This window comes from Serratia sp. BNK-10 (assembly GCF_047456065.1).
Taxonomy (GTDB): Bacteria; Pseudomonadota; Gammaproteobacteria; order Enterobacterales; family Enterobacteriaceae; genus Serratia; species Serratia ureilytica.
The window spans coordinates 1,757,871-1,781,833 of the sequence record NZ_CP179894.1; the positions used below are offsets into that span (position 1 = coordinate 1,757,871).

A 23,963-nucleotide genomic window follows, 5' to 3' on the forward strand; every position below is an offset into this window, starting at 1 on the left:
GGAAGGACGTTTACTCACCAGACGGATGCGCTTTTTTGGCGCGTTTCTCCGCACGTTTCTCTGCTGGGGTTTTCAACGGCTTCTTCTTCGCATTTTTTTTGCTATCCATTCCCTTACTCATGATGGCCTCTCGTTACCTATGATTGGGTGGCTTGCTCAGCCATTAACCGCCTAAAGCCGACAGGATGCAAGCGACAAAGTGCAAGTAGTATGTAACTGGCTGTTTGCACGTGAAATTTTGTTTTTGGATGACCGGGTGCTTAAAATAATTATTATGTTATAATATTACACTTTTAGGGTTCGGAGAACGCAATGACAGTGATGACATTACCGGATGCGCAGCAACTGCTGGCCATGCCGGATTCTGATTACATGAACTCGGTTCAACGGGCTTTTTTCCGCCAGCTGCTGCAGGATGAGCGGCAAAAACTGCTGCTGCACATCGATGAGCTGAAGAAGGCGATCGACAGCGGTGAAGCGACGGGCGATGAAGCCGACAAGGCGGCGCGCGAAGAAGAGCTGCGCCTGTTGTTCCGCCAGTTGGATCGCGAAAGCCGCCTGCTGCCGAAAATCGATGCGGCGCTGGCGCGGTTGCAGAACGGCGAATACGGCTACTGCCGGGAAACCGGCGAACCCATCGGCTTGGCACGCCTGATGTTGCGCCCGACGGCGGAACTGAGCATCGAGGCGAAAACCGCACAGGAGATGCGCGAGCCGCATATGCGTAAAGGCGTGTAGGCGTAACAAGGCGTGAACTGATCGGGCCTGTGGGTGTTTTGCAGGCGGGTCGTTGCGATTTTGAGCAAACGCGCGCCGAGTTCCCGGCGCGCGTTCGAGTTTTCAGGTTTTACCGTTGACCTGCCGGGCGGCTTCCGCTTTGATGAAAGCATGACTCACAGAGAGACGGAAAGCGCCATGGAACAATTACGAGGTTTGTACCCGCCGTTAGCGGCATACGACAGCGGTTGGCTGGACACTGGGGATGGCCACCGGATCTACTGGGAGCTGAGCGGCAACCCGAACGGTAAACCGGCGGTCTTCATTCATGGCGGGCCGGGCGGCGGCATTTCTGCGCATCATCGCCAGCTGTTCGATCCCGAGCGCTACAAGGTGCTGCTGTTCGATCAGCGCGGCTGTGGCCGCTCCCGTCCGCACGCCAGCCTGGACAACAACACCACCTGGCATTTGGTGGCCGATATCGAGCGGCTGCGCGAAATGGCCGGCGTCGAGCAGTGGCTGGTGTTCGGCGGCTCCTGGGGATCTACGTTGGCGCTCGCCTATGCGCAGACCCACCCGGAGCGCGTCAGTGAAATGGTGCTGCGCGGTATCTTTACCCTGCGCAAGCAGGAGCTGCATTGGTATTACCAGGACGGCGCTTCGCGCTTCTTCCCGGACAAGTGGGAGCGCGTGCTGTCCATTCTGTCGGATGACGAGCGCAAAGACGTGATTGCCGCCTATCGGCAGCGGCTGACTTCAGCCGATCCGCAGGTGCAGCTCGAAGCGGCCAAACTGTGGAGCGTGTGGGAAGGGGAAACGGTGACGCTGTTGCCAAGCCGTGAATCCGCTTCGTTCGGCGAGGATGATTTCGCGCTGGCGTTCGCCCGCATTGAAAACCACTACTTCACGCATTTGGGGTTCCTGGAGAGCGATGACCAACTGCTGCGCAACGTGCCGCTGATCCGCCATATCCCGGCGGTGATCGTCCACGGCCGCTATGACATGGCCTGCCAGGTGCAGAACGCCTGGGATCTGGCCACGGCCTGGCCGGAGGCGGAGCTGCATATCGTGGAAGGGGCGGGGCATTCGTTTGATGAACCGGGCATTTTGCACCAGCTGATGATCGCCACCGACCGATTCGCCGGCAAGTGACACGAAAAACCCGCCGTAACGGCGGGTTTTGTTATTTGGCCTTCGGTTCGTAAGGCAGACGCGAAAACTTGTGGGATTCCGCGCGGTAGTGCGCCACGCGCTCGCGAAAATAGTCGCGCAGCGGCTCCGGCTGCTCGCGCTCCACCACTTCCGGGATCACCGGCATGTTGTAACGCTCTTTGTACGCCACGCCTGAGGCGGCGAGATCCACATTCACCCTGTCCATTTCTTCTTTGGACAACTCGGCCAGATTGTAACCCACCTTATACTCCTTACTTTACCGCATTGAATCTGCGCAGAAGGTAATCCACCCGGCGGCGCTTGGCAAGCCCGTTGCGCCGCGGCGGCGGGCGATATTTATCCAAGAGTAATGCAATCTATTTATTCTTTTAAATAAGAATGATTCGCTTTTTGATTAAAATAAAAGATCTAAATAATTCTCATGTTAATTACCAATGATTTTATGATATTTTAACTTATTGATATAATTTGCTTTTATAATTGATTTGATTTGAATGTAAATAAGGTGTTTTTATTTTTACGGCGACAAGGCATAATGCGCGGAAATTAAATTCATGACCTGCAAAATAAAAGGAATCATTATGCTGACGCAAGAAATGACTCAAAAGCTGAATGAGCAACTGAATCTGGAGTTCTACTCCGCCAACCTGTATCTGCAGATGAGCGCATGGTGCAGCGACAAAGGCTTTGAAGGCGCCGCCGCATTTCTTAAAGAGCACTCTCAGGAAGAGATGCAGCATATGCAACGTCTGTTCGACTACCTGAGCGACACCGGCTCTCTGCCGCTGCTGGGCACCATCGCGGCCCCGCCGGTGGCGTTTGAGTCGCTGGCGGACGTGTTCGAACAGACCTACGAACACGAGAAGCTGATCACCCGTCAGATCAACGAGCTGGCGCACGCGGCAATGTCCTCGCACGATTACTCCACCTTCAACTTCCTGCAATGGTATGTGGCGGAGCAGCACGAAGAAGAGAAACTGTTCAAATCCGTGCTGGATAAGCTGGCGCTGGTGGGCACCAGCGGCAAAGGCCTGTTCTTCATCGACAAAGACCTGAAGAAAATGGGCGCGATGGGCCAGGGCGGCAACGGCCAGGCCTGATCCCTGACTGAACATTGAAAAACCGCGCGCGGGGCAAACCCGACGCGCGGTTTTTTTTACCCTGCGTTTATCGCGGTTATGCGGCGATACGTGCTGCCGGATCGCAAAATGCCAGTGATGCGCTCGACTTGCTGAGGCGTGCTCGTTATGATTTACCGCGATACGCTACAGGGATGGTAGAGTCAAAACAGCGGGTTAGCCGATACAACCCGTTTTTCTGTTTACCCGTGGCGCAATCATTTGCGGTGGGTTGGGGCCGCTGATACATCGCCTTGGCTGTGGCCTTAACCCTTATGACCCTCTTTATATTGTTAAGGGATACCACTGTGATCGGTAAAATTCGTTCCTCCTGTCGCCTGCTTTCCACCGTTTTCGTCCTGTTCGTTGGCCTGTCTTCACAGCAAGCCTTGGCGCACGCTCACCTGAAAGTGGAAACGCCGAAGGCCGACGCCAGCGTCAGCCCGGCGCCGAAGGCGCTGACTCTCAGCTTCTCCGAAGGCATCGAGCCGAACTTCAGCGGCGTGAAAATCACCGGCCCGGATAACGCCGTGGTGAAAACCGGCAAGCTGCAGCTCGATCCGAACAACAACACCCAGGTCAACGTGCCGATCGAAGGCGAGCTGAGCGCGGGCAAATACAACGTCAGCTGGCATGTGGTGTCGGTCGACGGGCATAAAACCAAAGGCCAGTACAGCTTCACCGTAAACTGATCGTGAGTTTGGCGACCCTGTTCGTTCTGTGTCGCTTGGTGCACTTTGCGGCGGTGATGCTGATGTTTGGCATCAGTCTGTTCACCGCCTTATTGGCACCGCAGCGCCTTTCCCCGATCCTCTCCCGCGATGTGCGTCCGCTGCTGCTTGCCGGCACCTGGATTGCCGGGCTTTCCGCCGTGGCGCTGCTGGCCATTCAGGCTGGGCAGATGGGTGACGGTTGGCAAGACGCCTGGCGGCTGGAGGTTTGGTGGGCGGTGCTCGGCACCACCTTCGGCGAAGTGTGGCGCTGGCATCTGGGCCTGTCGCTGCTGGCGATCCTGAGCCTGCTGCTACCGGAACGGCCGCGCGCGCAGGCGTTGGCGCTGTGCTCAGCGCTGCTGCTGGTGAGCCTGGCGTTCATCGGCCACGCGGCGATGCACGAAGGCGCGCTGGGCGCGCTGCACCGCGCCAACCATGCGGCGCACCTGCTGGCCGCCGGTTACTGGTTCGGCAGTCTGGCGCCGCTGCTGGTTTGCCTACGCTACCTGCAGCCGCCGCAGTGGCGCAGCGACGCCATCACCACGCTGATCCGTTTCTCGCGCTGGGGGCACCTGGCGGTGGCGGCGGTGATCGTCACCGGCATCGTCAACAGCCTGATCATACTCGGCGGTTGGCCGCTTAATCTCAGCTCGCCTTATCAGCGCCTGCTGCTGATCAAAACCGCGCTGGTGGCGCTGATGGTGATGGTGGCGCTGGCCAATCGCTACGCCATCGTGCCGGCGATGAGCCGCGTACCGGCGCTGGCGCAGCGCGGGGTGGTGCTGGCGTGCTGGCTCGAAGTCGGGCTGGGCATAGCGGTGCTGCTGCTGGTCAGTTTATTTGCAACCTATGCGCCGGTTTGACATTTCAGCTTGCCGCAGGCCGGCAAGCTGCGGGAAAATCGACGCGAATAGCAACCTTAAGGCCATCACATGAAATCGGTATTACTCGGCATTACGCTGCTGGCAACCGCGACCGGCGCGCTGGCGGCAGACAAACTGGTTAACATCACCAAACTGGAGTACGGCAAACAGTGGGCGTTCACCAAGGAAGAGGTGACGCTGCAGTGCCGCAGCGGCGGCGCGCTGTTCGTGCTGAATAACAGCACCCTGATGCAATACCCGCTCAACGACGCGGCGGAGCAGCAGGTGAAGAAGGGCCATCAGCGCGCGCAGCCGCTGGACGTGATCCTGCTGGACGATCCCGCTGAACCGGGGAAGAAAATGAGCATGGCGCCGTTTATCGAACGCGCCGAGAAGCTGTGCGCTGACTAACCGCTTGTTTGCCAACGCCTTGCCCAGCGCGCGCAGATTGATGCGCATTTGCCGCATAGTTATTTCGTCACGAAACTATCACGCGGCCACCGGGCGGCTGGCAAAACTGGCGCGGTAGGCTACTCTTAAAGTGCACGGCTGAACAAGCCCTGCATTAAATGCCAACTTTTAGCGCACGGCTCTCTCCCAAGAGCCATTTCCCTAGACCGAATATAGGAATCGTATTCGGTCTTTTTTTGTGTGATTGATTTATAAGTAAATTTCACCTAAGACGCCAGCAACAATCCCCGTTTCTCTTTTCGCGTCACAGCCATCAACCCGTGCTCCTGTCTCACTCCCCAACCGCACCTATCGCTAATTTGGCCGCACCAAAAGTCATTACGTCATCTATGGCGCTGATAAGCTTCGGCCATTGCTCCCATCAACGGTTTCGAGAGTGTCATTATGGGAAATATCCCGGCATCAGGCGCTATAAAAGGTAATCCGCAGTGAACGAGCAACTGAGTCAATTAAAGATGATGTTGCCCGGCTATCTCGAGGCGTGGCGTGAGGGGGCCTTACCCTCTGACTGGGAGCAGGTGGCTAATCCTGAAGTGGTCGCCGCCCTGTTGGCGGAGTGGGAGGCGCTCAGCGAGTTGGCGTCTCGGTTCGACACCGTCACTGAAACACGCGCCGATGCCACCGCGTTTTGGCATGCGCGCGCCGAGCTGATGGCGCAGCGCAATCGTGATCTTATGGCCCAACTGGCGACGCCAATCCGTTTGCCCAGCGCACGGGTGGCCTTTTTTGGCTATGTGAAAACGGCCGTGATGGACGCCAGGCAGGTTAAGGCGGCGATTCGCGATGCCGGTTTTATCGTTGCGGGCGGCGCCCCCAATAAGAACACGGCTTAGCGCGGTTTCTTCTCAAATTTTTCGGCAAAAAAGAACCGCAGCAATTTATGGGTCCACAGCAGGATGGCGCCGACCACCACCAGCGAGACGACGAAATGCGACAGATTTTTAGGCGCGGCGTAGCCGTGGGTAAAGGAGACCCCCGCGCCGCTGAGCAGCAGGGTGGCGATCCAGAAGCCGAGCAGCAGGCATAAGGTACGAAACAGTTTAAACATGGTTATCACCAAAAATACGGAAAGCACCGACCGAACGGAGAGGTTCAGCCGGGGCTTTGATTAATTAAAACCGCTTAGCGCGAACAGGTATTGCCGCCTTTATTGCTATTGCAGTTGCTGCCGCTGTTTTTGTTGCCGCCTTTCCCCATACCGACGTTGCCGCCGCCTTTGCTGCCTTCCTTGAAGCAGCCGCCGTTGAGCGCGCCTACCGCCAGGCCGCCAAGGCCACCCAGAGAACCGGTGATCACGCCGTTAACGCAATCCGGCGAGGTGTGCTTGCCGTAGAATCCCTGATTGGATGACCCGCCCCCGTTCTTGTTGCCGCCGTTGTTGTTGACGCGGCCATTGCTGCCGCGGTTGTCGGCAAAGTTACCGGCGCCGGCGATCAGGTGAAAGTGTTTGGCATCGATCTCTTGCATAAAATTCCCTCTTTATCGATTCAGTTAAATTCAGTAAAGCTTGCGCAAGCCAGCTGTTTTTAACAGAAAAAATAGCGGGGGTAATTACCGGTTCGGATAAGAACAGGGGGTTTATTTTGCGATATTTTCCAGACTGATAGAGCACCGAGGAATGATATTTTGGGCGTGTGGATCCGTATCGCTATCCGTTCTCTTGAGCTGGTTAATTTGTTAGCATGGCGCCCCTGGATGACTATTGGTGCAGTACATTGAAAATTAAAGCGTTGTTATTTGTTGCGTTGGCCGCGCTGGCCGGCTGCAGCCAGGAAGGAACCTCGATGAATCAACCCGCAAACGAGAAAGAAGACCAAACGGAAGTGTTGCTGGTCAACAGCGCGCTGGTGGACTGCGTGGGCGTCGGCCCGATGAAGTGCATGCAGGTGCGCCGCTCCGCGCATCAGCCGTGGGAGTTGTTCTATACCGGCATCGAGGGTTTCACCTTCGAACCGGGCTATCAGTATCGGCTGAAAGTGCGCGTCACCCCGGTGGAGAACGTACCGGCCGACGCCTCATCGCTGCGTTACACGCTGATCGAGCAGCTGGAAAAGAACAAGGCGTAATGGATCTATCTCGTCACCACCAAATGGCGTTTCATTTGGTGGTGACGTTTTCAGGAAAGTTTGTCTTTTTTCTTTCTTTTGGAGGATTCGAAAGTGGCGAAGGCATGTGCAAGAGCAAACCCCAGCGCACAGTAGCGTAGAGGCCAATTTTCTTTGGCCCATGTTTCAGAGCCAGCAATAAACATCGTGTTGCCGTTGGCAAAAAGGGTAAATTGCCAGCAAAGGATTAAAAAACATATCGTAACCAGAACGACATAACCCTTGGAACCCAGAGGCGGTCTGAAGCCGTATTTCACGGCCAGACAGGCCGCGGCAGCGAGAGTAGAAAGAATATAATATAAAGTTGGTTCCATCACTGTTCCTGGCTGCCTTTATAAATGGAATTAAGGGTTGAGACATCTGCGCCACCTTCAAGCATCAAGCTGGTTCTTCCCATGTTTCTCCAACCGCGAATATAGTCTGTATTGATGTAGCGAAATAATCGCCAGGCTTCTGGTTTCAGCGACAGTTTTAGTAAACCATAGCCTGATAACAGTAAGTCTACGCCACCTAACGCCATGTCTGCTGCTGAATGGGAATAGCCTAGCGTTGAAGCCGCAGAACGGTACATCATTCGGCCTGGACCAATAGTATTCTTGCCAAATAACAGCGTATAACCGTTTTCGTAGACATTATTGATGCCATTGATTAAAAGTAACGTTCCTGGAATGGCTCCGACGCCAGTCCAATCCAAGCCCGCGCCGAGTAAAATTTGTGCTATTCCCGAGAGGAAGCCAACGCCGGCTAACACGTAGGTCACTACGGCGTCATGACTGACTTTCTTTCTCATTACGGCATAAGGTGTCACGGCGTCAGTTCGCAATAAGCGATCTTGCTCAGAAAGCGATTGATATTCTTGCTTCATTTCTCTCATTGCAACATTCGCCGCTTCACCTACTTGTTGGCATTTTTGCAATTTATCATTCACAAAGCAGTGCATCTCATGTCTGAAGGCATTACCGACTGTCCGATCTTTTAAAAAGTCCCTATTAACGCGCTCTGAGAGTTCTAAAAGCATACGTCCTTGTTGACGAGCCATCGTTTGCGAGTAGGTATTTAAACGTTCCTTTAGTAACAGTGGATTATCCATTTTTCTTTGTTCCTCCCTGGATTTCGACCGAAAAACAGCCACACCATAACGCAACGCCAGAAGCATGATCAACTTTTGCTGATTTTAAGAGGGAAGGCTTGAACGCGCTGAGGGTGCGAAGCGTGGCGCGTGGAGGCATCACGATGCGGAGTTGGGCAACCCTGATCCCTCGACTAAACTGGTCTGTTCACTGCGCTTGTTTTCGCACTTTCTTAAGTATATCGAGAAAATCAGGTATATTGTCCTTCGGTTTTTAGCTACCAAGAAAAAATTACTATGATTATCAAACCTAAAATTCGTGGTTTTATCTGCACCACCGCTCACCCGGCAGGCTGTGAAGCCAACGTCCGTGAGCAAATCGCCTACGTTAAGTCGCGCGGCGAACTGAAAAACGGGCCTAAAAAGGTGCTGGTCATTGGTGCATCCACCGGTTACGGTCTGGCCTCGCGCATCAATGCCGCTTTCGGCAGCGGTGCGGCCACCATCGGCGTATTTTTCGAGAAGCCTGGCAGCGAAGGCAAAACCGGTTCCGCCGGTTGGTACAACTCCGCCGGTTTCGACAAGGCAGCTAAAGAAGAAGGCCTGTACGCGAAAAGCATCAACGGCGACGCATTTTCCAACGAGTGCCGTCAGACCGTTATCGATCTGATCAAGAAAGACCTGGGTCAGGTTGACCTGGTGGTTTACTCGCTGGCTTCGCCGGTGCGTAAGATGCCGGAAACCGGCGAAGTGGTGCGTTCCGCACTGAAGCCGATCGGCGAGCCGTACAAATCCGTCGCGCTGGACACCAACAAAGACGTGCTGGTTGAGGCCGTGGTCGAGCCGGCCAACGAGCAAGAAATCGCCGACACCGTGAAGGTGATGGGCGGCCAGGACTGGCAGCTGTGGATGGACGCGCTGGACGAAGCGGGCGTGCTGGCGGATAACGCGCAGTCTGTCGCTTACTCCTACATCGGTACCGATCTGACCTGGCCAATCTATTGGCACGGTACGCTGGGCAAGGCGAAAGAAGATCTGGATCGCGCGGCGCACGCCATCAACCAGAAGCTGCAGGCCAAAGGCGGCGCGGCTTACGTTGCGGTGCTCAAGTCGGTGGTGACGCAGGCTTCTTCCGCCATTCCGGTGATGCCGCTGTATATCTCCATCGTGTTCAAGATCATGAAGGAGCAGGGCATTCACGAAGGCTGCATCGAGCAGATCCAGCGTCTGTTCGCCACCAAGCTGTACAGCGGTGCGGCGCCGGATACCGACGAGAAACACCGTCTGCGCCTGGATGACTGGGAACTGCGTGACGAAGTGCAGGAAACATGCCGTGAAATCTGGAAGCAGCTTAACGACAGCAACATCAACGAACTGACCGATTACCAGGGCTACAAGGCGGAATTCCTGCGCCTGTTCGGCTTCGGTCTGCAGGGCGTTGATTACGATGCCGATCTGAGCGGCGAAGCCAACTTCGATGTGATCGAACTGGTCTAAGCGCGTCGAGCGGTCAAACAAGGTCGGGTTAGCCCGGCCTTTTTTATTGTCCGCGCGTTGGCGACCACCGCCTGACTCATCAGTCCACTTGATCATTGACAGCAATAAATTATCGTTTTACGATAATTTATTGCTGTTGATTAAGGGATAGAAAATTATGGGCGCTGCGCCAAGGATCCATCTGCCGCTGTATGTGCGTTGTCTGTGTTTGCTCATTATGGCGATGCTGATCGTCAGCACCGGCGTTGAGATGTTCATCATCGTGCGGGACTGGCTGCAGGGCGTAGCCTATCGCGATATCGTCGCCTCTTACCGGGAATATTACCCGGAGCTACTCGCCTACGCGATCCCGCAGCAACGCTGGGCGCTGTTCGCCACGCTGGTTATCGACATGCTCGGTTATTTGCCCTATTACAGCGCGCTGCTGTGCGGCGCCGGGCTGTTTTATCAATTCTTCCGCGGCAACGTGTGGCATCGCAACAATATGGTGCTGTTGCAGATCATTGGCATCTTGCTGATCGTCGATGTGTTGTTCCCGTCGTTAGCCGGTCTGCTGCAGGTAATGGTATTGACCGCCGATGAAAAAATGCTGTTTATCCTTTATTATGGCGTCAATAGCGAGTCGGTGCGCTCGCTGATCGTAGGCTGCGCAATCCTGGTATTTAGCCGGGTATTTCTGGAAGCGTTGCGGCTGAATGAAGAACAGCTTTCTTTCGTGTGAGAATAGAGTGGCAATAATCGTAAGTCTTGATGTCATGTTGGCCAAAAGGAAGATGCGTTCAAAGGAGCTGGCGGAGCAGGTGGGGATCACCGAGCAAAACCTGTCTCTGTTGAAAAACGGCAAGGTCAAGGGAGTCAGGCTGGAAACGCTGGACAAGATCTGCCGCATTCTCGACTGCCAGCCTGGCGATCTGTTGGCCTGGCAGCCGGACGGCGAAGAGTAACATCCCAGCGCACTCGGAAGTGCGCTGAGCCTGCTGGCCCATTTCTGCGATTAGCGTTGTCTTATTGAACGATATTTGTTTGATTCAGGTTAATTAAAATAACGGGCGATTAACACTTGCGTATTCTTTTTGTCGCAGGCGATTGCATGCGGCGAAGGTTATTAAACTAAATAAACTCGTTTTTCATTTACCGTCACTACCAATAGCGTTATTTTAAGGGAAATAGTATGACATGGCGTAATTCTCTTCTGGCATTGTGTCTTGTATTAAACGGATGCAGTGCCATTCACCCCACTGTTTCATCCTCATCCTCCTCCACTCACTGGGGGAATTGGGGAACTCCGCAGCCCGCAACGCGAGAACAGAAACAGCGCATTATCGCCGGCGAATCCGCCGCTGCCGTGCTGAATGAAGGCCGGGTCGGTATCGGCGGTACGCTGGACTGGTCGAAAATAGGGGGGCGCTAACCGCCGCTCTTTATTCGGCGGGGCGGCAGACGTTATCTCAAAGATATTGTGGAACGGTTTATTATTAATTCGCTACTCTGTTTTTCCGATGCGTTATTTATCTTTAAACGATGAATCTCTGCTTGTTGAATATATATCAACATACCCAGACATCCTTACAGGAGTTTTCAATGGCAAAGCGTATTGTCGCCATGTTGATAATGTCGTTGTTGAGTCTGCAAGCAAATGCGGCCCGTTACGATCGGCAATGCGAGGGAATTTCTCCCGTGCTGTTTCAGAAGAAATTGAAAGAGCTGGCGCATGGCCTGCGACAAGAGATGGCTGAGCCGACCCCGCCCACGGAGAATGAGGCCGAAACCTTGGCGCGTCTGGCGGAATGCGATGCCGAAAACGCGAAAGCGCCGGCGACGGGAGGGCAACATGCGCCCGATCCCGCGGAGCCTCAGGTGTCTTCACTCAACGGCTGTTGAACGGTTCTCTGCGTCGTTTTTCGCGGCGCGCCCCAGTCGGCTTATTCATGGAGCTTGTGTATTGAAACTACCTTCGTTAATCGCTGCGGCGCTGGCGCTGCTGGCCTCATTTTGCAGTCAGGCGTTCATCGATCGCCATTCCTCGCCCGGCGCCTCGACGGAAAGTCCCTCTGCGGCGGGGTGTCCGGCGCGGCTGGATGGCTTGTTGCAGCATATTTGGTTGGCTGAACAGATTCAGGCGGAGCGCATGCAGCTGGCGCTGCTGCGTGCGGAGCGGGAAGCGTTGGAAATCCGGTTGCAAACGCAGGAAGCGGCGAGACCTTCCGCGCAGGGGCATCAGAGCGCCCGATCGGCCTGTGAGCAGGGGGCCGATATCGTCCGATGCCTGTCGCTGCGTCTGCGGCGGACGTCTCTGACGGGGCCGCATCGGCCGTTTGTCGGCGTTTATTGCCGCGCCTGGCTGAATGGCCGGCCGCTGAATTGCTAAAGATGAGAACAGGGATTTGTCAGGAGTTTATCGATGAAAAGGCTAGTGTTGGCCGGCGTGGCCCTGTGTTGCGCCTGCTTTGCGCAGGCGCGGGTGGATTTGGAATACCACGCGGCGCCACCGAAGGACAATAAAGTCCCCGAGGAGTACCAGAAAAAACGCAGCGCGCTGCACCACAAGGTGTGGAATGTCGACAGCCTGACGCAGGCCAACGAGCAGGCGATTGCACGCGAACAGCAGCGCGAGGCCGCAGAAGCCGCCAAGCGGCAGCAGCGTCACTTGGAGCAACAGCAGAAAAAGCGGCGCTGCCTGCGGATACACTCGAAAGATCCTCACCGCGAGGCGAGGTGTTACATGTACAACTTCTAGCTTTCAACGTCCGGGCGCTTGCAGCGCCCGGCGTCGTTTATGCCGGGCGGCAATGCTCTTTCAGCATGGCGATCGCATCCGGCTTCAGCTGATACAGATAGACTGGGCGGCCCGTCGCGCCGTACAGAATGCGGGTACCGAGAATGCCGCTTTCCGCCAGATAGATGAGGTACTTGCGGCAGGACACCCGCGAAATGCCGATGGCGTTGGCCAGGTTGTCGGTGGAGAATTCGCTGTCGTGCTGCTGTTCTATCCACTCGCAGACCGTGCTCAGGGTGATGCTGGTCAGGCCCTTCGGCAGCTTTTTGCTCTCCTGGCCGCCGGGCTGGCGGCGCAGTAGGCTGTCGACGTCGGCTTGTGAAAACTCGCGCTGCGCCAGCAGCTGCGACTGTTGCCGATAGTGGCTGAGCGCCTCTTTGAAGCGGCTGAACTGGAACGGCTTGATCAGATAATCCACCACGCCGTAGTGCAGCGCCTTTTGCACTGTGTTCACATCGCTGGCGGAAGAAATGATGATCACATCGGTCTTCTCGCCGAGCTCGCGCAGGCCGGGCAGCAGGTCCAGCCCGTTCTCCTGCTGCATGTAGATATCCAGCAGCACCAGATCGATGCTGACGCTGGCGTCGGCCAGCAGGGCGCGCGCCTGGCCCAGGGTGGCGACCGTCGCCTGGCAGTGAAAACCGCCGATCTGGCTCAGGTAATATTTGTTCAGCTCCGCCACCATCGGGTCGTCGTCGACAATCAGTACGTTAATCATGGGTTTCGCTCTTGGCCTGATAGGGAAGGTGCACGAAAAATTGGGTCAGCTCGCCCGGTTCGGACTCGGCATCGATGCCGCCGCCCAGTTTCTCCAGATGGCTGCGGATCAGCGCAAGGCCGATGCCGCGTCCCGTTCCCTTGGTGGAAAATCCGTGTTCAAAGATGTGCGCGGCGATCGCCGGATCGATGCCGGGGCCGTCGTCGCTGACGATACAGTGTAATTGATCGTCGTGGTGATGGAAGCTCAGGCCGATCTCGTGGCCTTCAACGCCGTCGATGGCGTCGATGGCGTTTTCGATCAGGTTGCCGAGCACGCTGATCAGCACGTGCGTGGTTTCCGCGTCGTCGGTTTCCGGCAGCAGGCTGGTTTCCTCGATGGTCAGTTCGATGCCGGCTTCGTGGGCGCGGCTGATCTTGCCGATGAAGAAGCCCGCCACTTCCGGCGAGTGGATCTTGCGCAGCAGCGCGCCGATCTCTTCCTGGTAGTTGCTGGCGGTATTGATGATGTAGTTTTCCAACTGCTGATAAGCCTTCATGTGCAGCATGCCGAGTATCACGTGCAGCTTGTTCATAAATTCGTGCGACTGCACCCGCAGGGCATCGGCGTAGTGCGCCATGCCGCTCAGGCGCTGCAGCAGCCGGCTGACCTCGGTCTTGTCGCGGAAGGTGGCGATGGCGCCGGTCACCTGGCCGTTGACGATCACCGGCACGGTATTGGTCAGCAGTTCGCTGCCGTTGAAGCTGATCTGTCGATCGCGCAGCGGCTTGCCGCTGGCCAGCACTTCCGCCAGATGCAGCTGCGCCGGCCAATGCTTGCTGGCGGCGTCCAGCAGCAGGTTTTCCACCGGGCCGCTCTGGCGCAGCAGGCGCTTGGCCTCGTCGTTGACGATGGTGATGCGGGAATCATTATCGACCGCGATCACGCCTTCTTTAATCGACTGCAGCATGGCGTTGCGCTGCTCGAACAGGGTGGAGATTTCGTAAGGCTCGAAACCCAGCATGATGCGTTTGAGCGCGGAGACCAGGAAAAAAGTGCCCAGGCTGCCGACCAGCGCGGCGAAGGCGATGGTCCAATAGATGATCCAGCGGCTTTCCGCCACCACCCGCTGCACGGTGTCCAGCGCGATGCCGAGCGCCACCACGCCGATTTGCCGCCGTTGCTCGTCATACACCGGCACGAACACCCGTAGCGCCGGGGCCAGCGTGCCGCGGTTGATAGCGCTGTTGACGTTGCCCTGCAGCGCCGGCGCCAGATCTTCGCCGATGAAATGTTTGCCGATCAGCCAGGGTTTGGGATGCGAATAGCGGATGCCCTGCATATCCACCACCACCACGAACAGCAGCTCGTTTTGATGGCGCACCTGCTCGGCGAAGCGCTGCACGGCGCCGCTTTGATCGCGTCGCTGCAGGCCGTCTATCACGGTGCTCGAGAGCGCCAGCGTGTTGGCGATAGCGATGGCTTTTTGCTGCAGCTGATCTTGCCCTTCGCGGCTCATCTGCACGAAAAACAGCGCGAACACCACCAGCAGCACCGAAGCGATGATGGCGGACACCATCAGCGTGATGGAGGTGCTCAGCTTGAGCGGCACCCGTTGTTTTGGCATGGCGGTTCTCCGAATGGCGATATCACGGCGTATTCTAGCGAGGAATGAGGCAAGCTGCAGTTACCGGCAGCAGGTTATAGCATGCTGCCGGGTCGCGAAGGGGTTATTTTAGTTACAAAAGCGGGTCACTGTTGGTGGTAGATCTCCAGCGCCTGTTGGCCGCTGGCGCCTTGATGGATGATCGCCATCAGGGCGCGCACCACCTGCGACGGATTGCTGTGTTGATAGACGTTGCGGCCATAGACCATGCCGGACGCGCCCTGGGCCATCAGCGCCGCGGATTTCTCCAGCACCGGGCCCAGCTCCCCCTTGCCGCCGCCGCGCACCAGCGTCGGGCAGCGCGCCGCTTCCACCACGCGGTGGAAATCTTCCACCCGTTCGGTCGGGTCGGCCTTGATGATGTCGGCGCCCAGTTCGCGCGCCAGCCGCACCAGCGGCACGATCTTTTCCACGTCGCCGAGCGACCCGTAGGCGGCGCCCTGGCCGGCCGGGGCCATCACCAGCGGTTCGATCATCAGCGGCATGGCGTAGCGATCGCAGGCGTGGCGCAGGCGGCCGATGTTCTCTACGCACTGGCGGAAAATGCCGGGTTCATCCGGGATCATATACAGATTGACCACCACCGCGGCGGCGTCCATTTGCAGCGCGGCGAGGATCGGCGCTTCCGGGTTGTGCAACACCGCCCACATCTCACGGTGGCGTGCTGCGTTATAGGCGTTGCCGACGTCGGTGCGCATCACCAGCGCCGGCTTTTCGCGCTGCGGCGCGCGCTGCAGCAGCTCCGCCTGGCCGTAGTTGACCTGAATGGCGTCGGGGCGCGCGGCGATCAGGTTGCCCATCACCCGTTCGATATCTTCCAGACCGATTAAGAAATCCGGTTCGTTGGCGATGCCGTGATCGATCGCCACATCCAGGCACTTGCCGTTATTGAACAGGCGGTTCATCCGCACCTTACTGCTGAGCTGCATGTCAGGTCCTCCTGAGATAGGGATATGTCCATTATTGCCGAGTAAGGATGGTCGGGAAACGCGGAAACCGCAAACTGCGCGCCCGCTCGCAGTTTTTGCCGACGCCCGGCGTGGCGCACGCGCGGGGCGCGTTACCCGATGGCTTTCACTGCATTTGTTAGATCCGTGTCATGTTTTTGTTAATAAGCCATTCCAAAACGCATGTTTCGCTTGTTTGGGTTAAAAAGTTTCAATAATCTCAATTATGAAATAAACATTTAAAAAAGCGGCGAAGACGCGGCTTGCTCTGCCAGGGGTTTATTTCAATTGATTGTTTTTAATCTGTTTTGAGATATCGATCACCATTTTGTTCACGGCCTTAATACGGGGATAACGCGGTAATTTCGCCGTATCAAAGGGATAACACCGACCGTAATGTTGTTTGAATGTAAAAAATATCTTTCATTAGCTGTCAATCAACAGACCACTTCATTCTAACGATTAAAGGGTAACGAACATGAAGCTGAAGAAACTGATCGCCGCCTCCGTACTGATGTGCATGCTGCCGGCCAGCGTGTTGGCGAAAGACATCAAGATCGGCGTTTCCATGGCTTACTTCGATGACAACTTCCTCACCATTCTGCGCCAGTCGATGCAAAACAAAATGAAAGCCGACGGCAACGTCAGCGGCCAGTTCGAAGACGCCAAGGGCGACATCGCGCAGCAAATTCAACAAATCGAAAACTTCGTCAGCCAGGGCGTCGACGCCATCATCCTCAACCCGGTGGATACCCAGGGCGTCAAGCCGATGATCAAATTGGCCGAGAACGCCAAGATCCCGCTGGTGTTCGTCAACCGCAAGCCGGAAGTGACGCTCCCGGCCGGCATGGCCTACGTCGGCTCCGATTCCAAGCTGGCCGGCAAACTGCAGATGGAAGCGTTGGCCAAGCTGATGAACGGCAAGGGCAACGTGATGATCCTGATGGGAGAACTGTCGAATGAATCGACCCGCGACCGCACCCGCGGCGTGGAAGAGGTGGCGGCCAACTATCCCGGCATCAAGATTGTCGATAAGCAAACCGCCAAGTGGACGCGTAAAGATGCGGTGGATATCACCACTGACTGGGTGCTGACCGGCCAGCAGATCGACGCCATCGCCTCCAACAACGATGAAATGGCCATCGGCGCCATCCTGGCGCTCAAGCAGGCTAAAAAGTCCGGCGTGCGGGTGGCCGGCGTGGATGGCACGCCCGATGCGCTGGAATTCATCAGAAAAGGCGATCTGGCGCTGAGCGTGTTCCAGGACGCCAAAGGCCAGGGCGAAGGCGCGGTGCAAACCGCCGTTCAGTTGGTGAAAGGCGAGAAGGTGGAGAGCAACGTGCTGATCCCTTATCAGTTGATCACCCAGGCCAATTACCAGCAATTCGCCGATAAAAACAAAAAATAAGCCTTGAAGCCTGCCGCAGGCGCTCCACCTGAGCGCCCGCGGCAGAAAACGTGGGTCAGTGCGGAGGTAAGCGGTATGTACCCTTATGTTCTTGAGGCCGAAGGCATCAGCAAGCAGTTCCCCGGCGTCAAAGCGCTGGATAAGGTCTCGATTAAAATCAAACCCGGCAGCGTGCATGCGCTGATGGGCGAAAACGGCGCGGGCAAGTCGACGCTGATGAAATGCCTTATCGGCATCTATCACCCGGATGAGGGCTCGATCAAAATCAAAGGCCGGCCGGTGACCTTCAGCGACACGTTGCAGGCGCTGCATTCGGGCATTTCCATGATTCACCAGGAGCTGAACCTGGTGCCCTACATGACGGTGGCGGAAAACATCTGGCTGGGGCGTGAGCCGGCGCGGCTGGGGTTCGTCAACCACGAACAGCTGAATGAACAAACCCGCGAGCTGCTGGCGCGGCTGAACATCAAACTGCGGCCGGAAACGCTGGTGGGCGAACTGAGCATCGCCAGCCAGCAGATGGTGGAGATCGCCAAGGCCGTATCCTACAACGCCGACGTGCTGATCATGGATGAGCCGACCTCGGCGCTGACCGAAGGTGAAGTGGTGCACCTGTTCGCCATCATTCGCGAGCTGCGCGAGCAGGGCAAGGGCATCATTTACATCAGCCACAAGATGGACGAAATCTTCGCCATCACCGACGAAGTGAGCATTTTCCGCGACGGCACCTTCATCGCCTGCGACAAAACCGAAAATCTGACCAAACAGTCGCTGATCACCATGATGGTGGGGCGCGAGCTGACGCAGATGTTTCCCAAATTCAACAACAACATCGGCGAGGAAGTGCTGCGGGTGGCCGGGTTGCGCCGCAGCGGCTGGTTCCACGACGTCTCGTTCAGCGTCAAACGCGGCGAGATCCTCGGCGTCGCCGGGCTGGTGGGCGCCGGACGCAGCGAAGTGATGGAAAGCCTGTTCGGCATGCACCCGGCGGACGGCGGCGAGATCTTTATCGAAGGCCAGGCGGTGAAGGTGGATTCCCCGGCGAAGGCGATCGAGAGCGGGCTGGCGTTTCTCACCGAAGATCGCAAGAAGTCCGGCCTGTTTCTGGTGCTGTCGGTGGTCGAAAACATGAGCATCGTCAACCTGTCGGAATACATCGGCAAGAACGGCTTCGTCAGCCATGTGCAGATGGCCAAAGACTGCATGGCGCAGATCAAGAAGCTCAACATTAAAACGCCGACCATGGATCAGATCATCAATAACCTCAGCGGCGGCAACCAGCAGAAGGTGCTGATCGCGCGCTGGCTGCTGGCGCAGCCGAAAATCCTGATACTCGACGAACCGACGCGCGGCATCGACGTGGGGGCGAAAGCGGAAATCTACCGCCTGATCAGCGAGCTGGCCAACCGCGGCGTCGCCATCATTCTGGTGTCTTCCGAGCTGCCGGAGATCCTCGGCATGAGCGATCGGGTGATGGTGATGCACGGCGGCCGCATCACCGGCATTTTGGACAAAGACGACGCGGACCAGGAAAAGATCCTGGCGCTGGCCTCAGAATAACGAAGGGTGAACATCATGAGTAACGTAAAGATTGAGAAGCCGCTCTCCGCCGATTCAACGGGCAAGGGATCGCTGTTCTCCGGGCTGAGCGGCAAAATGCCGAAAGACACCGGTATTTTCATCGTGATGCTCGGCATTGCGCTGATCTTCGAAATCCTCGGCTGGTACATGCGCGATCAGTCGTTCCTGCTTAACCCGAACCGCCTGCTGCTGATCGTGCTGCAGGTGGCGATCATCGGCATCATCGCGGTGGGCGTCACCCAGGTCATCATCACCACCGGCATCGATCTCTCATCCGGTTCGCTGATTGCGTTGACCGCGGTGGTGGCGGCCAGCCTGGCGCAGACCTCGGACAGCATCTCGCCGATGTATCCGGGGCTGCTCGATCTGCCGGCGGCGATCCCGATCGGCGCGGGGATCGGGGTGGGCATCGTTTGCGGCTTTATCAACGGCTTCCTGATCACCCGCACCGGCATTCCGCCGTTCATCGCCACGCTGGGGATGATGGTATCGGCGCGCGGTCTGGCGCAGTACTACACCAAGGGCAACCCGGTCAGCTTCCTGTCGGATGGCTTCACGGCGATCGGCCAGGGCGCAATGCCGGTGATCATCTTCCTGGTGATCGCGGTGATCTTCCACATCGCGCTGAAGCACACCCGTTATGGCAAATACATCTACGCCATCGGCGGCAACATGACCTCGGCGCGGGTTTCCGGCATCAACGTCAATAAGTACCTGGTGACGGTTTACACCATCGCCGGCGGGTTGGCGGGACTGGCGGGCGTGGTGCTGGCGGCGCGCGTCAGCAGCGGCCAGTCGAGCATGGGCATGTCCTATGAGCTGGACGCCATCGCCGCGGCGGTGATCGGCGGCAGCAGCCTGATGGGCGGCGTCGGGCGCATTACCGGCACGCTGATCGGCGCGGTGATCCTCGGCCTTATCAAAAGCGGCTTCACCTTTATCGGCGTCGATTCTTACATTCAGGACATCATCAAAGGCGTGATTATCGTCGCCGCCGTGTCGATCGACATGCGTCGCAACCGCAAAAAACACTGATTGCCGTGAATTGCCGCCGGCGCCAAGGTTGGCCGGCGGCGTTTTTTTACCCGGGGGGACACATCATGAACTTTCTGAAAGGGCTGTGGCTGGCGGCGGCGCTGTGCGCTTCCGCGCCGGCATGGGCGCAAACCATCGGCGTATCGATGGCCTATTTCGACCAGAACTTCCTCACCATTATCCGCCAGGCGATCGACAAGGAGGCCAAAGCGCGCGGCATTACCGTGCAGTTTGAGGACGCGCGCGGCGACGTCGGCCGCCAGACCGATCAGGTGCAGAGCTTTATCAGCGCCGGGGTGGACGCGATTATCGTCGATCCGGTCAACTCGGCCAGCACGCCGGTGATGACCAAAATGGTGCAGGCCGCCGGCGTGCCGCTGGTGTACGTGAACCGCACGCCGGGCGACGCCAGGCTGCCGCAGGGGGTGGTGTTCGTCGGCTCCGACGAGCGGGAGTCCGGCACGCTGCAGATGGAAGAACTGGCGCGGCTGGCTAACTATCAGGGCAACGTGGCGGTGATGATCGGCAACCTGACCGACGCCGGCGCGCTGCAGCGCACCAAAGACGTGGAGCAGGTGGTGGCCAAATACCCGAAGATGAAGGTGGTGCAGAAACAGAGCGCCAACTATTCACGCAGTGAAGGTATGGACCTGATGATGAACTGGCTGACCAACGGCGAAACGATCGACATCGTCGCCGCCAACAATGACGAGATGGCGATCGGCGCGATCATGGCGTTGCAGCAGGCCGGCAAAGCGGACAAGAACGTGCTGATCGGCGGCATCGACGCCACGCCCGACGGCCTCAAGGCGCTGGCCTCCGGCAAGATGCAGGTCACGGTGTTCCAGGATGCGGTCGGCCAGGGCAAGGCGTCGGTCGATGTGGCGCAGCGCATGATCAACGGCGAAAAGCTTGAGCCGTATTACTGGATCCCGTTCGAGTTGGTGACGCCGGCCAATCAGGAGAAATACGCGGCCAAACCGTGAGTTCGCCGTCGGATCCGCGTTGCCGGGGCGCTGCTTGCAGCGCCTTTTTCATGGCGCCAATTGCATGTCCGCTTGCGGCCAGCGCTGCGCCGGATGTTGCGTCACACTGAGGCTCTTTTACGGTGTGAGGATAAGAGATGAACGCATTGAACGGTAAGGTGGCGGTGATTGGCGGCGCCAGTTCGGGGATCGGGCGGGCGGCGGCGCTGTTGTTCGCCCGGCAGGGGGCGACGCTGGTGCTGGGCGCCCGGCGCGAGCGGCTGCTGGCTGAACTGGTGGAGGACATTCGGCGCGAGGGCGGCCGGGCGTTGGCGGTAGCCGGTGACGTGCGCGACGAAGCCTTCGCCGAACGGTTGACGGCGACGGCCGTCGATGAATTCGGCGGGCTGGATATCGCCTTCAACAACGCCGGCACGTTGGGGCCGCTGGGGCCGTCGCTGGCGCTCAGCGCGTCAGAATGGCGCGACGTGCTGGAAACCAATCTGTCCAGCGCTTACTACAGCGCCAAATATCAAATCCCCGCCATGCAGGCGCGCGGCGCGGGCTCGGTGATCTTCACCTCTACGTTCGTCGGCCACACCGCGGCGTTTCCCGGTACGGCGGCCTATGCGGCCAGCAAATCGGGGCTGATCGGCCTGACGCAGGCGCTGGCGGTGGAATTTGGCGGACACGGCATTCGGGTGAACGCGCTGCTGCCGGGGGGCACCGACACGGCGATGGGGCGGCAGATGAGCAATACCCCGGAAGCATTGGCGCAGGTGGCCCAGCTGCACGCGCTGAAGCGGTTGGCGATGCCGGAGGAGATCGCGCAGGCGGCGCTGTATTTGGCGTCTGACGCTTCCTCGTTCGTCACCGGCACCGCAATGCTGGTGGACGGCGGCGTTTCCATCCAGCGCGGCTGAGGCTGTCATCGCCCGTGGCCAGGCGCCACGGGCCCTACGCGCGGCGTTACCAGCCTTTGACGGCGTCGCCCTTGTAGATTTCGGCGGCGCTGGCCGCCACTTCATCGGTCTGATAGGCCTTGACCAGATCCTTCACTTTCTCGCTGTCTTTGTTGTCGATGCGGCTGGCGAAGATGTTGACGTAAGGCGAGTTTTTGTCCTCGACAAACAGCCCGTCCTTCGCCGGCGACAGACCGATCTGGCTGGAATAGTTGGTGTTGATGATCGCCAGCGTCACCTGCTGGTCGTCCAGCGCGCGCGGCAGCTGCGGCGCTTCAATCTCGACGATTTTCAGCTTTTTCGGGTTGCTGACGATGTCCAGCGCGGTCGGCAGCAGGCCGACGCCGTCTTTCAGCGTAATCAGCCCCTGTTTTTGCAACAGCAGCAGCGAGCGGCCCAGGTTGGTCGGATCGTTCGGCACTGCCACCTGCGCGCCGTCCGGCAGTTGGCTGAGCGCGGTGATTTTCTTCGAATAGCCGGCGATCGGGTAGACGAAGGTGTTGCCTACTGCCGCCAGTTTGTAGCCGCGCTCCTGCATCTGTTTGTCCAGATACGGCTTGTGCTGGAAGGCGTTGACGTCCAGATCGCCGTTGTTCAGCGCTTCGTTCGGCAGCACGTAATCGTTGAAGGTCACCACCTCCACGTCCAGATCGTATTTCTGCTTGGCCACTTTCTGCACCACCGCCCACAGCGACTGATCGATGCCGGCGCTGATGCCGACCTTGATGTGGTGATCGTCCTGTGCGGTCGGGCCGCAGGCGGTCAGCAACAGCGTGCCGGCGGCGGCCAGCGCCAGCGTGAGGTTTTTCAGCGTAAATGTCATTTTCCCAGGGTCCTTGTCAACATTGCCTGCTAATTTAGGCGGGCAGAATAGTGGCAGTGACTGTAGGTAATCGCTGAGCTAAAACAAAATACTGATTCACTATGACTAATAGCGATTGGCTATGAGTAGCCGCCGCCCGGCGCGATGCGGATTGCTTTGACGGCGAATCGGCGGGCTTATTATGATAGCCGCTGGCCCGCGAGGGCAGACTGGGTACTGAAACGAAGGAAAAGACAATGCGATTGAACACTTGGAGCAAGGCGCTGCTGCCGCTGGTGGTGTTGGCCTGCGTCTCGGCGACTCAGGTTCGGGCGGCGGAGAGCGATACCGGGCCGATCCCTAAACAGCTGCTGGGCAACTGGCGCGTCAGCAAAATCGTGCCGACCCAAACCACCGGTTGCTGGGATCAGCAGCAGGCGCAGAGCCTGATTGGCGGCAAGATCAGCTATAAAGCGGATGCGTTCAGCTGGAACGGCACGGCGCTGAAAAGCGAGGGGGCTACCGTCAGCACCGTAGAGGCGCAGGAGTTTGTCGAGGACAACGCCGGCAGCAGTTCCTACATCGATTTCCCGATGCTGGGCATCAGCACGCCGTCGGTCGAGCGCGTGGCCATTCAGCATGCCGATACCGCCATCAAAGGCATCACCGATCAAGGCACCGAAGGGGTGCCCGGCGACAACGTGCTGGTGAAAGACGCCAACACGCTGATCCTGTCGTTGTGCAACGTCTGGTTTGAGGCGCAGCGCGAGAAGTAATTTCTGCCTTCAGCCCCGGCAACGGGGCTTTCCCACCGCATCACCTCCCGCCACGAGCGCCATTTCTGAACTAAAATTAACCATAACGATATGACCCCGGCGTGATATCGGAGCCTCGGCTCTACCGAGTCCATGACAGGAGGCGCTATGTGTTACCACCATATTGTCATCGCCACCGATCTGAGCGATGACGGCAAACGGCTGGTCGAAAAGGGGGCGCTGCTGGCGGAAGCGCTGAAGGCCAAACTCTCGCTGATCTATGTGGACGTTCACTACGACACCTACCACGCGGCGATCGGCTTTTCGGAGCGCAGCGACGACGGCGTGCCGTTCGAAGAGAAGATCCGTAAAGAGCTGGAACCCACCACGCAAAACGTCAATTACCCGATCGCGGAAGTGATTATCGGGCGCGGCGGCTTCGTTGACGAACTGCGCACGGCGATCGTGGATAAAGACATCGATCTGCTGGTGTTCGGCCATCACCACGATCTGTGGAGCAATCTGTTTTCTTCCACCCGCAACGCCATCAACCAGTTGAATATCGACGTGCTGGTGATCCCGATCCGTTCATAAGCGCGATCATGCCTCGTCCATTCACTCCGCGCTGCGGCGCGGAGTTTCT

The 23,963-nt window shown here is 57.8% G+C and carries 30 protein-coding genes; 21 read left to right on the top strand and 9 right to left on the bottom strand.

Going from position 1 to position 23,963, the window contains the following annotated elements:
* Window positions 1-312 precede the first annotated feature (312 nt).
* Both dksA and pip read left to right on the top strand, forming a co-directional pair.
* The gene (gene dksA / locus ACMGG9_RS08545; RefSeq protein WP_033652008.1) at window positions 313-738 is read left to right on the top strand and encodes an RNA polymerase-binding protein DksA; all 426 of its coding nucleotides are present in this window, start codon (window positions 313-315) and stop codon (window positions 736-738) included.
* Between the two features lie 177 nt (window positions 739-915).
* On the top strand, window positions 916-1,869 hold the full coding sequence (gene pip / locus ACMGG9_RS08550; RefSeq protein WP_414162076.1) for a prolyl aminopeptidase: 954 nt from the start codon (window positions 916-918) through the stop codon (window positions 1,867-1,869).
* Window positions 1,870-1,900: 31 nt separating this feature from the next.
* On the opposite strand, the gene ACMGG9_RS08555 is transcribed toward pip, so the two are convergent.
* Window positions 1,901-2,131 (bottom strand): DNA polymerase III subunit theta, encoded by a 231-nt coding sequence (locus ACMGG9_RS08555; RefSeq protein WP_033642715.1) that lies wholly within the window; start codon window positions 2,129-2,131, stop codon window positions 1,901-1,903.
* Window positions 2,132-2,471: 340 nt separating this feature from the next.
* Between ACMGG9_RS08555 and ftnA the strand changes: the two genes are divergently transcribed.
* The 5 genes from ftnA (at window position 2,472) to ACMGG9_RS08580 (ending at window position 5,888) form a co-directional block, all read left to right on the top strand.
* Window positions 2,472-2,990 (top strand): non-heme ferritin, encoded by a 519-nt coding sequence (gene ftnA / locus ACMGG9_RS08560; RefSeq protein ID WP_033642716.1) that lies wholly within the window; start codon window positions 2,472-2,474, stop codon window positions 2,988-2,990.
* A 293-nt stretch (window positions 2,991-3,283) separates the two neighbouring features.
* The gene (gene yobA / locus ACMGG9_RS08565; RefSeq protein ID WP_046686875.1) at window positions 3,284-3,700 is read left to right on the top strand and encodes a CopC domain-containing protein YobA; all 417 of its coding nucleotides are present in this window, start codon (window positions 3,284-3,286) and stop codon (window positions 3,698-3,700) included.
* A gap of 2 nt (window positions 3,701-3,702) precedes the next feature.
* Window positions 3,703-4,584: a copper homeostasis membrane protein CopD gene (gene copD / locus ACMGG9_RS08570; protein WP_164120395.1), complete on the top strand. Its 882-nt coding sequence runs from the start codon at window positions 3,703-3,705 to the stop codon at window positions 4,582-4,584.
* A gap of 69 nt (window positions 4,585-4,653) precedes the next feature.
* Window positions 4,654-4,995: a YebY family protein gene (locus ACMGG9_RS08575; RefSeq protein WP_016928154.1), complete on the top strand. Its 342-nt coding sequence runs from the start codon at window positions 4,654-4,656 to the stop codon at window positions 4,993-4,995.
* 488 nt (window positions 4,996-5,483) lie between these two features.
* Window positions 5,484-5,888, top strand: coding sequence for a hypothetical protein (locus ACMGG9_RS08580; protein WP_187048805.1), 405 nt, complete (start codon window positions 5,484-5,486; stop codon window positions 5,886-5,888).
* On the opposite strand, the gene ACMGG9_RS08585 is transcribed toward ACMGG9_RS08580, so the two are convergent.
* Window positions 5,885-6,103, bottom strand: coding sequence for a hypothetical protein (locus tag ACMGG9_RS08585; RefSeq protein WP_004940942.1), 219 nt, complete (start codon window positions 6,101-6,103; stop codon window positions 5,885-5,887). The two genes, ACMGG9_RS08580 and ACMGG9_RS08585, sit on opposite strands and share 4 nt — an antisense overlap.
* Before the next feature lie 74 nt (window positions 6,104-6,177).
* Window positions 6,178-6,522 carry a hypothetical protein gene (locus ACMGG9_RS08590; protein WP_033642719.1) on the bottom strand — a complete coding sequence of 115 codons (345 nt, stop codon included), beginning with the start codon at window positions 6,520-6,522 and terminating at the stop codon, window positions 6,178-6,180.
* A gap of 248 nt (window positions 6,523-6,770) precedes the next feature.
* Between ACMGG9_RS08590 and ACMGG9_RS08595 the strand changes: the two genes are divergently transcribed.
* A complete protein-coding gene (locus ACMGG9_RS08595) occupies window positions 6,771-7,121 on the top strand; it encodes a DUF4377 domain-containing protein (RefSeq protein ID WP_089191555.1) in 351 nt (116 codons plus the stop codon).
* A gap of 50 nt (window positions 7,122-7,171) precedes the next feature.
* Here the strand turns inward: ACMGG9_RS08595 and ACMGG9_RS08600 are convergent, their stop codons facing one another.
* Entirely contained in the window at window positions 7,172-7,474 is a 303-nt protein-coding gene (locus tag ACMGG9_RS08600) for a hypothetical protein (protein WP_072627800.1), read from the bottom strand.
* The gene (locus ACMGG9_RS08605) at window positions 7,474-8,250 is read right to left on the bottom strand and encodes a DUF4225 domain-containing protein (protein ID WP_197845149.1); all 777 of its coding nucleotides are present in this window, start codon (window positions 8,248-8,250) and stop codon (window positions 7,474-7,476) included. The genes ACMGG9_RS08600 and ACMGG9_RS08605 overlap by 1 nt, the downstream gene beginning before the upstream one ends.
* Window positions 8,251-8,526: 276 nt before the next feature.
* Here ACMGG9_RS08605 and fabV point away from each other — a divergent pair, with 276 nt between their 5' ends.
* The 6 genes from fabV (at window position 8,527) to ACMGG9_RS08635 (ending at window position 12,463) form a co-directional block, all read left to right on the top strand.
* Window positions 8,527-9,726, top strand: a complete 1,200-nt coding sequence (gene fabV / locus ACMGG9_RS08610; protein WP_033642722.1) for an enoyl-ACP reductase FabV — start codon at window positions 8,527-8,529, stop codon at window positions 9,724-9,726.
* A 157-nt stretch (window positions 9,727-9,883) separates the two neighbouring features.
* Window positions 9,884-10,447 (top strand): DUF2975 domain-containing protein, encoded by a 564-nt coding sequence (locus ACMGG9_RS08615; RefSeq protein ID WP_033642723.1) that lies wholly within the window; start codon window positions 9,884-9,886, stop codon window positions 10,445-10,447.
* Between the two features lie 7 nt (window positions 10,448-10,454).
* Window positions 10,455-10,670, top strand: coding sequence for a helix-turn-helix domain-containing protein (locus ACMGG9_RS08620; RefSeq protein WP_025302459.1), 216 nt, complete (start codon window positions 10,455-10,457; stop codon window positions 10,668-10,670).
* 637 nt (window positions 10,671-11,307) lie between these two features.
* Complete coding sequence (locus tag ACMGG9_RS08625; protein ID WP_033642724.1) at window positions 11,308-11,607, top strand: hypothetical protein; 300 nt, start codon at window positions 11,308-11,310, stop codon at window positions 11,605-11,607.
* Between the two features lie 61 nt (window positions 11,608-11,668).
* Window positions 11,669-12,094, top strand: a complete 426-nt coding sequence (locus tag ACMGG9_RS08630; protein WP_050440156.1) for a hypothetical protein — start codon at window positions 11,669-11,671, stop codon at window positions 12,092-12,094.
* Window positions 12,095-12,127: 33 nt separating this feature from the next.
* Window positions 12,128-12,463 (top strand): hypothetical protein, encoded by a 336-nt coding sequence (locus tag ACMGG9_RS08635; RefSeq protein WP_197751894.1) that lies wholly within the window; start codon window positions 12,128-12,130, stop codon window positions 12,461-12,463.
* A gap of 37 nt (window positions 12,464-12,500) precedes the next feature.
* Here the strand turns inward: ACMGG9_RS08635 and dcuR are convergent, their stop codons facing one another.
* The 3 genes from dcuR to ACMGG9_RS08650 all read right to left on the bottom strand — a co-directional run bounded on the left by dcuR (window position 12,501) and on the right by ACMGG9_RS08650 (window position 15,794).
* Window positions 12,501-13,220: a two-component system response regulator DcuR gene (gene dcuR, locus ACMGG9_RS08640; RefSeq protein ID WP_033642727.1), complete on the bottom strand. Its 720-nt coding sequence runs from the start codon at window positions 13,218-13,220 to the stop codon at window positions 12,501-12,503.
* Window positions 13,213-14,826, bottom strand: coding sequence for a sensor histidine kinase (locus ACMGG9_RS08645; RefSeq protein WP_414162077.1), 1,614 nt, complete (start codon window positions 14,824-14,826; stop codon window positions 13,213-13,215). The genes dcuR and ACMGG9_RS08645 overlap by 8 nt, the downstream gene beginning before the upstream one ends.
* 125 nt (window positions 14,827-14,951) lie before the next feature.
* A complete protein-coding gene (locus tag ACMGG9_RS08650; protein ID WP_033642729.1) occupies window positions 14,952-15,794 on the bottom strand; it encodes a class I fructose-bisphosphate aldolase in 843 nt (280 codons plus the stop codon).
* Window positions 15,795-16,290: 496 nt separating this feature from the next.
* Here ACMGG9_RS08650 and ACMGG9_RS08655 point away from each other — a divergent pair, with 496 nt between their 5' ends.
* The 5 genes from ACMGG9_RS08655 (at window position 16,291) to ACMGG9_RS08675 (ending at window position 21,724) form a co-directional block, all read left to right on the top strand.
* A complete protein-coding gene (locus ACMGG9_RS08655; RefSeq protein WP_033652022.1) occupies window positions 16,291-17,220 on the top strand; it encodes a sugar ABC transporter substrate-binding protein in 930 nt (309 codons plus the stop codon).
* A 75-nt stretch (window positions 17,221-17,295) separates the two neighbouring features.
* Complete coding sequence (locus ACMGG9_RS08660; RefSeq protein ID WP_033642731.1) at window positions 17,296-18,780, top strand: sugar ABC transporter ATP-binding protein; 1,485 nt, start codon at window positions 17,296-17,298, stop codon at window positions 18,778-18,780.
* 15 nt (window positions 18,781-18,795) lie between these two features.
* A complete protein-coding gene (locus ACMGG9_RS08665; RefSeq protein ID WP_033652114.1) occupies window positions 18,796-19,836 on the top strand; it encodes an ABC transporter permease in 1,041 nt (346 codons plus the stop codon).
* Between the two features lie 65 nt (window positions 19,837-19,901).
* Window positions 19,902-20,822: a sugar ABC transporter substrate-binding protein gene (locus ACMGG9_RS08670; protein ID WP_033642732.1), complete on the top strand. Its 921-nt coding sequence runs from the start codon at window positions 19,902-19,904 to the stop codon at window positions 20,820-20,822.
* 137 nt (window positions 20,823-20,959) lie between these two features.
* A complete protein-coding gene (locus ACMGG9_RS08675; protein ID WP_089196937.1) occupies window positions 20,960-21,724 on the top strand; it encodes an SDR family oxidoreductase in 765 nt (254 codons plus the stop codon).
* Window positions 21,725-21,770: 46 nt separating this feature from the next.
* On the opposite strand, the gene metQ is transcribed toward ACMGG9_RS08675, so the two are convergent.
* Window positions 21,771-22,586 (bottom strand): methionine ABC transporter substrate-binding lipoprotein MetQ, encoded by an 816-nt coding sequence (gene metQ / locus ACMGG9_RS08680; protein WP_015377546.1) that lies wholly within the window; start codon window positions 22,584-22,586, stop codon window positions 21,771-21,773.
* Between the two features lie 236 nt (window positions 22,587-22,822).
* Between metQ and ACMGG9_RS08685 the strand changes: the two genes are divergently transcribed.
* Both ACMGG9_RS08685 and ACMGG9_RS08690 read left to right on the top strand, forming a co-directional pair.
* Window positions 22,823-23,341, top strand: coding sequence for a hypothetical protein (locus tag ACMGG9_RS08685; RefSeq protein ID WP_033652024.1), 519 nt, complete (start codon window positions 22,823-22,825; stop codon window positions 23,339-23,341).
* Window positions 23,342-23,488: 147 nt separating this feature from the next.
* Window positions 23,489-23,914, top strand: a complete 426-nt coding sequence (locus tag ACMGG9_RS08690) for a universal stress protein (protein WP_033642735.1) — start codon at window positions 23,489-23,491, stop codon at window positions 23,912-23,914.
* Window positions 23,915-23,963 lie beyond the last annotated feature (49 nt).

What these genes read in the sequence shown, in the direction of transcription:
- ACMGG9_RS08690 (WP_033642735.1), top strand. Translation starts at nt 23,489, where the DNA reads ATGTGTTACCACCATATTGTCATCGCCACCGATCTGAGCGATGACGGC.
- fabV (WP_033642722.1), top strand. Translation starts at nt 8,527, where the DNA reads ATGATTATCAAACCTAAAATTCGTGGTTTTATCTGCACCACCGCTCAC.
- ACMGG9_RS08585 (WP_004940942.1), bottom strand. Translation starts at nt 6,103, where the DNA reads ATGTTTAAACTGTTTCGTACCTTATGCCTGCTGCTCGGCTTCTGGATC.
- dksA (WP_033652008.1), top strand. Translation starts at nt 313, where the DNA reads ATGACAGTGATGACATTACCGGATGCGCAGCAACTGCTGGCCATGCCG.
- ACMGG9_RS08590 (WP_033642719.1), bottom strand. Translation starts at nt 6,522, where the DNA reads ATGCAAGAGATCGATGCCAAACACTTTCACCTGATCGCCGGCGCCGGT.
- ACMGG9_RS08645 (WP_414162077.1), bottom strand. Translation starts at nt 14,826, where the DNA reads ATGCCAAAACAACGGGTGCCGCTCAAGCTGAGCACCTCCATCACGCTG.
- ACMGG9_RS08655 (WP_033652022.1), top strand. Translation starts at nt 16,291, where the DNA reads ATGAAGCTGAAGAAACTGATCGCCGCCTCCGTACTGATGTGCATGCTG.
- ACMGG9_RS08675 (WP_089196937.1), top strand. Translation starts at nt 20,960, where the DNA reads ATGAACGCATTGAACGGTAAGGTGGCGGTGATTGGCGGCGCCAGTTCG.
- ftnA (WP_033642716.1), top strand. Translation starts at nt 2,472, where the DNA reads ATGCTGACGCAAGAAATGACTCAAAAGCTGAATGAGCAACTGAATCTG.
- ACMGG9_RS08605 (WP_197845149.1), bottom strand. Translation starts at nt 8,250, where the DNA reads ATGGATAATCCACTGTTACTAAAGGAACGTTTAAATACCTACTCGCAA.
- dcuR (WP_033642727.1), bottom strand. Translation starts at nt 13,220, where the DNA reads ATGATTAACGTACTGATTGTCGACGACGACCCGATGGTGGCGGAGCTG.
- ACMGG9_RS08600 (WP_072627800.1), bottom strand. Translation starts at nt 7,474, where the DNA reads ATGGAACCAACTTTATATTATATTCTTTCTACTCTCGCTGCCGCGGCC.
- pip (WP_414162076.1), top strand. Translation starts at nt 916, where the DNA reads ATGGAACAATTACGAGGTTTGTACCCGCCGTTAGCGGCATACGACAGC.
- ACMGG9_RS08635 (WP_197751894.1), top strand. Translation starts at nt 12,128, where the DNA reads ATGAAAAGGCTAGTGTTGGCCGGCGTGGCCCTGTGTTGCGCCTGCTTT.
- ACMGG9_RS08665 (WP_033652114.1), top strand. Translation starts at nt 18,796, where the DNA reads ATGAGTAACGTAAAGATTGAGAAGCCGCTCTCCGCCGATTCAACGGGC.
- metQ (WP_015377546.1), bottom strand. Translation starts at nt 22,586, where the DNA reads ATGACATTTACGCTGAAAAACCTCACGCTGGCGCTGGCCGCCGCCGGC.
- ACMGG9_RS08575 (WP_016928154.1), top strand. Translation starts at nt 4,654, where the DNA reads ATGAAATCGGTATTACTCGGCATTACGCTGCTGGCAACCGCGACCGGC.
- ACMGG9_RS08625 (WP_033642724.1), top strand. Translation starts at nt 11,308, where the DNA reads ATGGCAAAGCGTATTGTCGCCATGTTGATAATGTCGTTGTTGAGTCTG.
- ACMGG9_RS08685 (WP_033652024.1), top strand. Translation starts at nt 22,823, where the DNA reads ATGCGATTGAACACTTGGAGCAAGGCGCTGCTGCCGCTGGTGGTGTTG.
- ACMGG9_RS08650 (WP_033642729.1), bottom strand. Translation starts at nt 15,794, where the DNA reads ATGCAGCTCAGCAGTAAGGTGCGGATGAACCGCCTGTTCAATAACGGC.
- ACMGG9_RS08660 (WP_033642731.1), top strand. Translation starts at nt 17,296, where the DNA reads ATGTACCCTTATGTTCTTGAGGCCGAAGGCATCAGCAAGCAGTTCCCC.
- ACMGG9_RS08615 (WP_033642723.1), top strand. Translation starts at nt 9,884, where the DNA reads ATGGGCGCTGCGCCAAGGATCCATCTGCCGCTGTATGTGCGTTGTCTG.
- yobA (WP_046686875.1), top strand. Translation starts at nt 3,284, where the DNA reads ATGACCCTCTTTATATTGTTAAGGGATACCACTGTGATCGGTAAAATT.
- ACMGG9_RS08670 (WP_033642732.1), top strand. Translation starts at nt 19,902, where the DNA reads ATGAACTTTCTGAAAGGGCTGTGGCTGGCGGCGGCGCTGTGCGCTTCC.